Here is an 11416-nt window from a genome sequence, read left to right as displayed (position 1 = left end):
CGGGGTGGTTTCGACTCGGACTGCTCCTTCGTCGCGGTCCGGCTCAACCAGCTTCGGAGCGGCCATGAATAAGCCTCAAGGACTCATCCACCCCACATGCACTCAACTGCTTACGGATTCCCCATGCATACGGAGTCCCCAACCGGGAACGGGAGGACAGCGACCAACCCAGACTCACAAGGGCCCGAAGGACCGCGCCCTACCGCGCACAACCCACTCCACCTTGAAATGAGTGAGCGCTCACTCATACACTGATGCCTCGTGATGACCCGTGCCCGACCTCTTCCGCCCGCTGAGCGACGTGCGTCGCTGATCGCCGCGACCCGGCAGTTGATCCTGGACCACGGCCCGGAGGTGACCACCCGGCAGGTGGCGGAGGCCGCCGGGGTGGCCGAGGGGACCCTGTTCAGAGTTTTCCCGACCCGGCGCGACCTGATCGCCGCCACCATCGCCGACCATCTCTCCCCCGAGCGGCTCGCCGACATCTTCGACGCGGTGCCGCCCACCGCGACCGTCGACGAGACCACCGAGGTGTGTCTATCCACCGCCGCCGACTACGTCACCACCTTCGGACGTTTCATCCCTCGACCACACCAGGGCGGCGACCAGGACGAGACACGGTTCCGGATCATGGAGCTGTGGGAGGCCCGGGTCTGTGACATCGCGAACTGGATGCGTGGCCGCCTGGCCCCGCACGAGGCCGAGTTGACCATCCCGGTCAACGACTTCACCCATCTCGTCATCACCCTGGCCATGGGATATGCGCACGGCAGATCTCCCGATACCAGCTTGACCCCCGCCACCCTGGCGCGCCTCGCCCTCGATGGGGCCCGCAGGAAGGATTCCCTGTGATCGCACGACTCAACCGGCTGATATTCACGCACCTGAAACCGTACTGGCGGGAGCTGTTGGCCGTCCTGGTCCTCCAGGTGCTGGCGACCGCCATGTCGCTGTACCTGCCGAACCTGAACGCGCAGATCATCGACGACGGCGTCGTCAAGGGCGACACCGACCTGATCTGGCGCAGCGGCGCCCTGATGCTGCTGTTCTCGCTGGTGCAGGCGACGGCACAGATCGGCGCCACCTGGTTCGGCGCCAACGTCGCCATGTCGCTGGGCCGCGACCTCAGGGCCGCCGTATTCGACCGCGCCCTGTCGTTCTCCACCCGCGAGGTGCGCGACTTCGGGGCCTCGTCGCTGCTGACCCGCACCACCAACGATGTCCTACAGGTGCAGACGATCGCCCAGACCACCCTGACCATCATCGTCGGCGCCCCCATCATGATGGTCGGCGGTTTCGTCATGGCGGTGCGCGAGGACTTCGGGTTGTCGTGGATCATCGCGGTCAGCGTCGCGGTGCTGGGTGTGGCGGTCTCGCTGCTGGTGATCGTCGCCTCCCCTCTGTTCCAGCGGATGCAGACCAACCTCGACAACCTCAACCGGGTGCTGCGCGAACAGATCAGCGGCATCCGGGTGATCCGCGCCTTCATCCGCGAGGATCACGAGTCGCGGCGCTTCGAGGGCGCCAACCAGGACGTCTACTCCGTCACGCTGCGAGCCTCCCGTCTCATGGTGCTGCTGTTCCCGATCGCCATGTTCATGGTGAACGTCTCCTCGGTTGCGGTGATCTGGTTCGGCGCTTTCCGCATCGACTCCGGCGACATCCAGATCGGGCAGATGACCGCCTTCCTCAACTACCTGATCCAGATCCTCATCTCGGTGATGATGTCGACGATGCTGCTGTTCCTGGCGCCGCGGTCCGCGGTGTCCGCGGATCGCATCCTGGAGGTGCTGGACACCGAACCCACCGTGGCTCCCCCCAGCGACCCGATCACCCCGGAAAAGCTGACGGGCGTCGTCGAGTTCCGTGACGTCACCTTCACCTACCCGGGCGCGGAGGAACCGGTGCTGAAGGACGTGTCGTTCACCCTGGCGCCGGGCCGCACCACCGCGATCATCGGGTCCACGGGATCGGGCAAGTCCACCCTGGTGAACCTGATCCCCCGGCTGTACGACGCCAGCAGCGGCGAGGTGCTGGTGGACGGCGTCGACGTGCGCCGCCTCGACCCCGACGCCCTGTGGTCGCGGATCGGGCTGGTGCCGCAGAGGCCCTACCTGTTCTCCGGGACCGTGGCCTCCAACCTGCGTTACGGCAGACCCGACGCCACCGTCGAGCAGATGTGGGAGGCGCTGCGGATCGCCCAGGCGGCCGACTTCGTCGAGAAACTCGACGGCGGTCTCGAAGCCCGGATCGCGCAGGGCGGCACGAACGTCTCGGGCGGGCAGCGGCAGCGCCTGTCCATAGCGCGGGCGTTGGTGAAGGAACCCGCCGTCTACGTCTTCGACGACTCCTTCTCCGCCCTCGACGTCGCCACCGACGCCCGGCTGCGCGCCGCCCTGACACCGGCGACGGCGGACCGCGCCACCCTGATCGTCGCCCAGCGCGTCGCCACCATCCGGGATGCCGACGAGATCCTCGTCCTGGAAAACGGCCGCATCGTCGGGCGCGGCACCCACGACGAGCTGCTGGCGAGCAGCTCCACCTACCAGGAGATCGTAGACAGCCAGCTGAGCGCCGAGGAGGCCCGGGCATGAGCACCACCACCGAGAACACCGGGGCCGCCACCAAACCCGCGGCCAACAAACGTCCCGAGCACGGCCCGGGAAGGATCAGCTTCGGGCCCGGCGGTCCCAGCGGCTCCGGGGAGACCGCGGTCGCCTTCCTGCCGTCGCTGAGGCGTCTGCTCGGGATCATGAAACCGCATCGGATCGCTGTGGCGGTCGCGTTGGTGCTGTCCGTCGGCGCAGTCGTGATGTCCACTCTCGGCCCGAAGATCCTGGGTGCGGCCACCGACCTGCTGCTGGCCGGGATCGTCGGTAAGAACATGCCCGCAGGCATCACGAAGGAACAGGCCATCGAAGCGGCCCGCAGCGGCGGGAACGACACCCTCGTCGAGATGCTGCAGCGCGTCGACTTCACCCCCGGCCAGGGCATCGACTTCGGCGCCATCGGGTCGATCCTGCTGGTGGTGCTGAGCCTCTACGTCGTCTCCGCCGTCGCCACCTACGTCTCGAACTGGCTGCTGATCGGGACGGCGCAGAAGTCGGTGCGACGGATGCGCAGCGACGTGGAGGCCAAGCTGGAGCGTCTCCCGCTGTCGTACTTCGACGGGCAGCCGCGCGGCGAGCTGCTCTCCCGCGTCACCAACGACATCGACAACATCTCCCAGACCCTGATGCAGACCCTCCCGCAGCTCATCAACTCGCTACTGACGGTGGCCGGGGTGCTGATCATCATGATGTGGATCTCGTGGCCGCTGGCCCTGGTCACCCTGGTCTCGATCCCGCTGTCGATGCTGATCGTGCCGCTGATCATGCGACGCTCCCAGAAACGGTTCGCCGACATGTGGAAGTCCACGGGCGAGCTGAACTCGGAGATCGAGGAAGCCTACACCGGCCATTCCCTGGTGAAGGTGTTCGGCCGCAAGTCGGAGGTGGAGGACACCTTCCGCACCCGCAACGAGGAACTGTACAGGTCGTCGTTCGGAGCGCAGTTCCTCTCCGGGATCCTCATGCCCGTGATGTTCCTGGTCGGCAACCTCAACTACGTCATCGTCGCGGTCTTCGGTGGTCTCCAGGTGGCGACGGGCCAGATGAACATCGGCGACGTGCAGGCCTTCATCCAGTACTCGCGCCAGTTCACGCAGCCGCTGACGCAGCTCGCGTCCATGACGAACCTGCTGCAGTCGGGGGTGGCCTCCGCGGAGCGGGTCTTCGAGCTGCTGGATGCCGACGAGATGTCGCCGGAGCCGGGCCGCGGCCTGACCGCCGAGGGCGGGCACGTCGTCTTCGAGGACGTCACCTTCTCCTACACCCCGGATCGTCCCCTCATCGAAGGTCTCAACCTGGAGGCGAAACCCGGCCAAACGGTCGCAATCGTCGGGCCCACCGGGGCGGGCAAGACGACGCTGGTGAACCTGTTGATGCGTTTCTACGAGCTGAACTCCGGTCGCATCCTGCTCGACGGGACGGACATCGCGACGGTGGATCGGGGGGCGTTGCGCGACAACATGGGCATGGTTCTGCAGGACACGTGGCTGTTCGGCGGCACCATCCGCGACAACATCGCCTACGGCAAGGAGGGTGCCACGCAGGAGGAGATCCTGGCGGCGGCGAAGGCGGCGTTCGTGGATCGTTTCGTCCATTCGCTGCCCGACGGCTACGACACCGTCATCGACGAGGAGGGCAACAACGTCTCCGCGGGCGAGAAACAGCTCATCACCATCGCCCGGGCGTTCCTGTCCGAACCCGAGCTGCTGATCCTCGACGAGGCCACGTCGTCGGTCGACACCCGCACCGAGCTGCTGCTGCAGAAGGCGATGGCAGCGCTGCGCAGTGGTCGCACGTCGTTCGTGATCGCCCACCGCCTGTCCACCATCCGCGACGCCGACCTGATCCTCGTCATGGACGAGGGCGCCATCGTCGAGCAGGGCACCCACAGCGACCTGCTGGCGGCGAGGGGTCGCTACCACGACCTGTACCAGTCGCAGTTCAACGCCCCCGCCGAGGAGGTCCCCACCCGCTGAGGGGTCGGGTCGATGGTGGTTGAGCCGACCCGCGAGCGCCAGCGAGCAGGTCGAGTCGAAACCACGGTGACCATGCGTGAGGACTTGTGGTCAGGTTCTGCCGACCGGCCGCCAGGTGGTTTCGACACGGGCCGCTCCTTCGTCGCAGCCCGGCTCAACCGGCCTCGAGGTGAATCCGCGCCGCCTCTGGCCTTTACGAGGCGAAACCCGGGATAATGTCCGCACGATCAGGAAGGACACGCCTTGAGTCATCACGACATGGACATGGTGGTCCTGATCGCATGTGGGGTACTGCTGGCCGGTGTCGCGGCGGTGCGGATCTCGTCGCGCAGTTCCATGCCCGGGCTGCTGCTGTACCTCGGCATAGGACTGGGAATCGGTGAGGCGGGCCTCGGGATCCGGTTCGACGACGCCCAGCTGGCCTACAACATCTCCGCGCTGCTGGTGGGGCTGCTGCTGTTCGACGGCGGGTTCACCACCCGCTGGGCGGAATTCAGGCCGGTCGCGGCCCGGGCCGGGCTGCTCGGGACCGTCGGGGTGTTGATCTCGGTTGCGGTGGCCTCGTCCATCGCGATGCTGGTGCTGGGTGTCGACCTGCGCACCGGGATCCTGATGGCCGCGATGGTCTCGTCGACGGATGCCGCAGCCGTGTTCGCGATCCTGCGCCGCCTGCCCCTGAAGTCGAAGGTGCGCACCACCTTGGAGGGCGAATCCGGTTTCAACGACCCGCCCGCGATCATCATCGTCACCGTCGTGGTCTCCGATGCCTGGAACCAGATGTCGGTGACGGGAATGATCGCGAACGGGCTGTTCCAACTGACCGCGGGTGCCCTCATCGGCGCGGCGGTGGCGATGGTGGGGCAGGCCTTCCTGCACCGCATCTCCCTACCCAGCGCCGGCCTGTATCCCCTGGCGACCCTCGCCATCGCACTAACCGCCTACTCCGTCGCCGGGGTCGCGGGAGGTTCGGGGCTGCTCGCGGCCTACATCGCCGGTTTGTGGCTCGGCAACCAGGCACTCCCCCACCACTCGACGACGGAGGGATTCACGGAATCGGTGAGCTGGCTGGCCCAGATCGGGTTGTTCGTGATGCTGGGGCTGCTGGCCGTCGACTCCGGTCTGGTCGAACGCGTCCAGAACCGGCTGACGCTGATCAACGAACACGGTCCGCTGGCGCGCTGGGTGGCGTCGGGCCGGAACCGTCGCCGGCTGCTCGACGGCAACTGAAGCCGGTCGAACCGGAGCGGGGGACGGCACCTCCCCGTGCACGAATCGCAGAGGTTCGACGGTTCAACGTCGCCACACGACGTTGAACCGTTCTTCTCCCGCGACTCGTGCACGAGGGTGGGGTTGCGGTTCCGACACGACCGGCTTTTTCAAGACTTGGCCCAGTCGCCCTGGAGGTAGCGCAGGTCGCCGTACCAGTAGGCAGCCGTGGCTCCACCGTCGGCCAGCACGTCGATTCCGGTGATGAAACCCGCCGACGGCCCCATCAGGAACTCCGCGAGGGCGGCGATCTCGTCGGGGGTGGCGGCCCGACCCGCGGGTGCCAGTTCCAGCATCCTCCGGTAGCCCTCACCCCGCGGCCCGTTGATCTCGTCGGCGGCCAGCGGGGTCATGACGATACCGGGGCTGATGGAGTTCAGCCGCGCCCCACGCCTACCCCATTCGATGGCCTGGGCGGCCACCCGCAGGGTATTGCAGCGCTTGGAGATCTGATAGGCCCGCAGCGTCGTGCCGATCCTTTCGGGTGCGAGCATCTCCAGACCGAGGAGTTCCTCCACGGGGGTCATCGCCAGGGCCTCGTTCTCCTGAACGGACAGGCCAGGCAGCCGATGCCCGGACTGCGACGAGATGACGACCCCGGAACCGCCTGGGGCGATCACCTTGCCGAACTCCTCCAGCAGCACCGCCGTGCCGTAGAGATCTACCCTGAGGATGGTTTCCATGGGAGCCTGGGACGGCGAGACCCCCGCCGCGTTGATGACGTGGGTGACGGCCCCCAGCCGCGTGGCCTGCACCACCAGCGCCTCGATGTCGTCCCGGCTGGCAAGGTCGAGTTTCGCGGGGGTTGCTGCGAAACCCGCGTCGGAGAGCTCCTTCACGCGCGTCTCCGCGACCTCCGGGGAGAGGTCGGCCACCAGCAGGTGCCGGCCGGTCCCCACCCTCCGGGCAATCGCCGTCCCGATCGCTCCCGGACCCGCCAGGACGACGACCTCACGCGGTGTGGTGTCCTCGATGCTCGTCACGATCCGCTCCTTCGCGCAGGTTTCTTCCCCCGAGAGCAATTGTCCCCCGTCTCGTACGAGACGGGGGATCGGGTTCGTGCGCGAGAGAGGAGTTGAACCTCCACGCCCTTGCGGGCACTGGCACCTGAAGCCAGCGCGTCTACCATTCCGCCACTCGCGCGTCCGGGGACGAACTTTAGCACGAGTGCACGGAGGGAACGCAACTCGCTTCGATGCGAGATCCAGAGACCCCGATATCCGCACGGGAGGTTCCGCCCACCAACGTCCGCCTCGGAAACCTCTTACCATGTGAGACCAAGGAGGTAGGAATGAGCAACAACCAGTGGCCTGGGACCGGAGGGCAACCACAGCAGGGATACCCGCAGCAGCCCCCCTCGCAGTCGGGGTATCCGCAGCAGCCGTCCTTCACCACTCCCCAGCAACCCGGCTACCAGCAGCCGTCCTTCACCACTCCCCAGCAACCCGGCTACGGACAGCAGCCCCATGGCCAACAACCATCCTTCAGCGCCCCCCAACCCGGCTACCAGCAACCCAGCTACCAGCAGCCCGGCTACGGACAGCAGGGGTTTCAGCCCGTCCACGGCCCCGCCGGTCAGGGCATGCCCCCGCAAAAAAGAGGCAACGCGGGCCTGATCATCGCGCTCGTCGTCGTCCTGGTCGCGATCCTCGCGTTCGGAACGTGGTGGATTCTCAGCAGGAACAACCAACCGACCGCGAACCCCACATCCAGCACACAGACCACCGCAGCACAGGAAACCCAGGGCTCCGAGAAACCTTCCTCCGCCTCGACGAAGAAGAGCACCGACCCCACGAGCTCGTCGACCAGGAGCAGAGGTTCCAGCACCACGCCGGAGATGCCCGGGTCATTCGGCAACTTCACACTCGACACGAAAGAGGACGGCGCCTACACCTACAAGAACTCGAACGGGGATGTCTTCGTCGCCGCCCACGGTCCGGGGGAAACCGTCGAGGCGAACTCCACCGAGCTCACGAACATCGAGAAGGTCGGGAAATGGACCTGCGGCAAGAACTCCAATGACATTCCCATGTGTCTGGCCGAAGCTCATTCCGGCACCGTGGCGACACTCATGATCGATGAGCCATTCTCCACACTTGCGGAGGTCTCCGACAGCTTCCTCGACGCATGGCGGTAGCCACACGCTCCTGGAGAAAGCGCTGAACGATCACGCCCCACCTGCGCCCCGATCCATGACCGGGCCAAACTCTCCGGACGGACCGGTCCGCTTTCCCCACACCGTGGAGAACCGGATGCGAGGATGAGCGACGAGCAGTGGCCCGGCCACGGACAACAGCTCGATTTCACGTATGCCCAGCAACCACGATGAGGCTTGTTCACAGTCTCCCTGTGATGGTGAGCACCGCCATGGGTGACAACACCCCGCTGCCCGAACTCGTGGAAACCAGCAAGACCTTCCATGAAACCTGAAATGGTCCGCTCGGAGCGTCACCGGGAGGTTCGGGGATCACTGATGCGCCACCAGCTCGCGCAAGGCGCAATCCCGCGACCCCGGGCGGGTTGCCCGGGCCGGACGATGACCCCGGTACACGTCACCCCCCACACCCTTTACCATGAAAAGCAGGAGGCACGAATGAGCAACAACCAGTGGCCCGGCTACGGACAGCAGCAACCCCAACCCGGCTACAGCGGGCAGCAGCCCTATACGCAACCAGGAGGTGGGCAACCCCAATACGGAGGACAGCAACCCCAATACGGAGGACAGCAACCCCAATACGGAGGACAGCAACCCCAGTACGGAGGACAACCGCCCTACGGAGGGCAGCAACCCCAGTACGGCGGGCAACCGCCCTACGGCGGGCAGCCACCTTACGGCGCCGGTGGCTACGGCACTCCCCCACAACCACCGAAGAAAAAACACACCGGCCTGATCGTCGCACTCGTCGGGGTCCTGGTCATCGCCCTGGGCTTCGGAGCCTGGTGGTTCCTCGGCAGGAACAACCAGCAGGCCGCTGATCCTTCGCCCGCCACCAGTACGTCAGCCCAGTCCACGAATTCGCCGTCCCAGCGCCCCAGCAGCCGTGAGTCCACATCGGGTCCCAGCGCGTCGGAAACAGCCGGGACCCCCCGCGCGACGGAGACCACCGTGGGCCGCGGCAAAACCAGCACCGCCCCCGTGATGCCCAAGTCGTTCAACGGGTTCGACTCCCTCTCCTCCCCGACCAACAGCACGGCCACCTACACCAAGGACATGAGCGTCTTCACAGCCACCTACATAGAGGGGAACAATGCGCTCCAGGCCTCGATCGGAATAATGACGGACACCCAGACCATCGGGGACTGGACCTGCGGCACCACCAGCGGCATGACAATGTGTGTGGCGGCCGCCTACAACGGAGCAGTGCTCGCCGGCATGGGTTTCAACGACGACGCCGCCACCGTGGCCGAGAACAGCAAGGCCTTCTTGGAGGCATGGAAGTGACCGCCCGGTAATCCACGAGCCTCGGTTCCCCGGCAAAAAGCACAATCCGGTGTTCCCCGCAGTAGCATCACTGCGGGGAACACCGTTCCCAGAAGAGCCGGAGGAAAACACCATGAGCCATCAGCCTTCCCTGCCGGGAGCCGGACTTCGTGTCGCCTTCGTCACCATGCACACCTCCCCCCTGGAACGCGCCGGAACCGCGGATGCGGGAGGCATGAACGTGCTCATCGCCGCGCTGGCCCGCGCGCTGGGAAGGCTCGGTGTGGAGGTGGAATTCCTCACCCGTCGCACCGACCCCGGCCAGCCGGAACGGGAGGACGTGGCCCCGTCGGTGACGCTGCGGCGTCTCCCCGCGGGCCCTCCGGCACCGCTGCCGAAGAGCGAGATCGACCAGTACGTCGAGGAGTTCCGGGAGGCCATGGAGGCCCTGGAACCCCACGACCTGATCCATTCCCACCACTGGATGTCGGGGGTGGCGGCGCTGCCCGTCGCCCGCGCCTGGGGGGTGCCGCACGTGATGACCTTCCATTCGGTGGCGGCCCACCCGAACTCGCCGCTGCGCGACGGGGAACCGCCCGAGTCACCTGCCCGGGTCGACGGCGAGGTGGTGTGCGCGGAGCAGTCCGATCTGGTGCTGTGCGTCTCCCGGCACGAGGCGGCCGTGGTCATCGGCCGTTGCGGGGCCGATCCGGAGCGGGTGCGGATCGTGCGCCCCGGCGTCAACGTCGACCTGTTCCATCCCGCCACCCATCCCTGGGCACCACCCGGGATCCGCCCCGGCTACGTCGTGTTCGCCGCGCGGCTGCAACCCCTCAAGGCCCCCGACGTCGCCATCCGCACCATGGCCTGCCTGCCCGATGCCATCCGCCCGGATCTGGCGGTGGTCGGCGAGACCTCGGCGGACTTCGCGGACTACGAGGCCGAGCTGCACACCCTCGTCGGCGACCTCGGGTTGCGCGGGCAGGTGCACTTCCTGCCCGGCCAGGACCGCGAGTCGCTGGCCCGCATCGTGCGGCACGCCTCCGTGATGCTGGTGCCGTCGCACTCCGAGACCTTCGGGTTGATCGCCTTGGAGGCCTCGGCCTCGGGGGTTCCCGTCCTGGCCGCCGCGTCGGGGGGCCTGACCGAAGCCATCTGCAACACCCACACCGGCCTGCTGATCCCCACCCACGACCCCCGCATGTGGGCCGAGGCCCTCGAGGCGCTGCTCGCCAACGAGCCGCGCCGCAAGTTGCTGGGCGCCACCGGGAGGCAGCGGGCGCTGGCGATGACCTGGGAGCGCGCCGCGGAAAATACCCTGCAGCAATACCGGAGGATCCTGTGAAAATCGCCTTCATCCACGCCCACCCCGACGACGAAACCCTCGCCACGGGCGCGCTGATCGCCTGGCTGGTGACCTCCGGACACGAGGTGAGCCTACTGACCGCCACCCGCGGGGAACGCGGCGAGGTGGTGCCGGGGCCGCTGTCGCACCTGGCCGGAACCCCCGCCCTGGAAACCCACCGGGAGGGCGAGCTGGCCGGGGCCCTGAAGGTGCTGGGGGTGTCCCGGCACGCCTTCCTGGGGGATCCGCCCGCCGGTTCGGGGCGCCGCTACCGCGACTCGGGGATGCGCTGGATCCGCGAAGGCCTCGCAGGGCCCGCGGAGGACGCGGAACCGGATTCGCTGTGCGCCGCAGACCTCGACGACGTCGTGGCGGACGTCGCCTCCTGGATCCGGGCGGTGGATGCCGACCTGGTGATTTCGTATCACACCGACGGCGGCTACGGACATCCCGACCACGTCCGCATCCACCACGCGTCCCTGGCCGCCGCGCAGCGCACCGGGAAGGGTTTCGCAGCCGTCGTCCACGCCCCGGGCGACGGGGTCCGCTGGTTCGACCTGCGCGACCTGCAGCCCGTCGTCGAGGAGGCCCTACGACACCACGCCTCCCAGCTCACCGCCCACGGCGACGGCACCCTCACCCACTCCGGTGGCCAGTCGGAGGAGGTGACGACCTCCGTCGGGCTGCTTCCCTCTCCCGAAACCCCGTCGGCAACGGGCATGGTGGGCTGCACTGTGCACAGCTATACTTAACCACAGCTTCACTTAACTAAAGTGAATGTTTGATAGATGAAGGTTCG

Annotated in this window: 9 protein-coding genes and 1 tRNA gene; 8 read left to right on the top strand and 2 right to left on the bottom strand. The window is 67.1% G+C overall.

What is annotated here, in order from left to right:
• Positions 1–264 precede the first annotated feature (264 nt).
• From E0E39_RS01095 to E0E39_RS01080, 4 genes are all read left to right on the top strand, one after another.
• A complete protein-coding gene (locus E0E39_RS01095; protein WP_130873094.1) occupies positions 265–852 on the top strand; it encodes a TetR/AcrR family transcriptional regulator in 588 nt (195 codons plus the stop codon).
• Positions 849–2594 carry an ABC transporter ATP-binding protein gene (locus E0E39_RS01090; protein ID WP_130873093.1) on the top strand — a complete coding sequence of 582 codons (1746 nt, stop codon included), beginning with the start codon at positions 849–851 and terminating at the stop codon, positions 2592–2594. The genes E0E39_RS01095 and E0E39_RS01090 overlap by 4 nt, the downstream gene beginning before the upstream one ends.
• Positions 2591–4585 carry an ABC transporter ATP-binding protein gene (locus E0E39_RS01085; protein WP_130873092.1) on the top strand — a complete coding sequence of 665 codons (1995 nt, stop codon included), beginning with the start codon at positions 2591–2593 and terminating at the stop codon, positions 4583–4585. Before E0E39_RS01090 ends, E0E39_RS01085 begins: the two co-directional genes overlap by 4 nt.
• A 243-nt stretch (positions 4586–4828) precedes the next feature.
• Positions 4829–5812: a cation:proton antiporter domain-containing protein gene (locus E0E39_RS01080; protein WP_130873091.1), complete on the top strand. Its 984-nt coding sequence runs from the start codon at positions 4829–4831 to the stop codon at positions 5810–5812.
• A 149-nt stretch (positions 5813–5961) separates the two neighbouring features.
• On the opposite strand, the gene E0E39_RS01075 is transcribed toward E0E39_RS01080, so the two are convergent.
• Both E0E39_RS01075 and E0E39_RS01070 read right to left on the bottom strand, forming a co-directional pair.
• Entirely contained in the window at positions 5962–6834 is an 873-nt protein-coding gene (locus E0E39_RS01075) for an SDR family oxidoreductase (protein WP_245988158.1), read from the bottom strand.
• Positions 6835–6911: 77 nt separating this feature from the next.
• Positions 6912–6994: transfer RNA gene (locus E0E39_RS01070), tRNA-Leu, on the bottom strand.
• A gap of 148 nt (positions 6995–7142) precedes the next feature.
• On the opposite strand from E0E39_RS01070, the gene E0E39_RS01065 reads away from it, so the two are divergent.
• The 4 genes from E0E39_RS01065 to E0E39_RS01050 all read left to right on the top strand — a co-directional run bounded on the left by E0E39_RS01065 (position 7143) and on the right by E0E39_RS01050 (position 11369).
• Positions 7143–7988: a flagellar basal body-associated protein FliL gene (locus E0E39_RS01065; protein WP_130873090.1), complete on the top strand. Its 846-nt coding sequence runs from the start codon at positions 7143–7145 to the stop codon at positions 7986–7988.
• Between the two features lie 456 nt (positions 7989–8444).
• The gene (locus tag E0E39_RS16220) at positions 8445–9293 is read left to right on the top strand and encodes a flagellar basal body-associated FliL family protein (RefSeq protein ID WP_245988494.1); all 849 of its coding nucleotides are present in this window, start codon (positions 8445–8447) and stop codon (positions 9291–9293) included.
• Between the two features lie 112 nt (positions 9294–9405).
• Entirely contained in the window at positions 9406–10617 is a 1212-nt protein-coding gene (locus tag E0E39_RS01055; RefSeq protein WP_130873089.1) for a glycosyltransferase, read from the top strand.
• A complete protein-coding gene (locus E0E39_RS01050) occupies positions 10614–11369 on the top strand; it encodes a PIG-L family deacetylase (RefSeq protein ID WP_165444588.1) in 756 nt (251 codons plus the stop codon). The genes E0E39_RS01055 and E0E39_RS01050 overlap by 4 nt, the downstream gene beginning before the upstream one ends.
• Positions 11370–11416 lie beyond the last annotated feature (47 nt).

Source organism: [Pseudopropionibacterium] massiliense (genome assembly GCF_900607225.1).
GTDB lineage: Bacteria > Actinomycetota > Actinomycetes > Propionibacteriales > Propionibacteriaceae > Arachnia > Arachnia massiliensis.
Note: the sequence above shows the minus strand (reverse complement) of the source record. Positions and strands in the feature narration are given on the sequence as shown.

Excerpts from the sequence above, each read along its gene's own strand:
- E0E39_RS01055 (WP_130873089.1), top strand. The coding sequence starts at position 9,406 with ATGAGCCATCAGCCTTCCCTGCCGGGAGCCGGACTTCGTGTCGCCTTC.
- E0E39_RS16220 (WP_245988494.1), top strand. The coding sequence starts at position 8,445 with ATGAGCAACAACCAGTGGCCCGGCTACGGACAGCAGCAACCCCAACCC.
- E0E39_RS01095 (WP_130873094.1), top strand. The coding sequence starts at position 265 with ATGACCCGTGCCCGACCTCTTCCGCCCGCTGAGCGACGTGCGTCGCTG.
- E0E39_RS01065 (WP_130873090.1), top strand. The coding sequence starts at position 7,143 with ATGAGCAACAACCAGTGGCCTGGGACCGGAGGGCAACCACAGCAGGGA.
- E0E39_RS01085 (WP_130873092.1), top strand. The coding sequence starts at position 2,591 with ATGAGCACCACCACCGAGAACACCGGGGCCGCCACCAAACCCGCGGCC.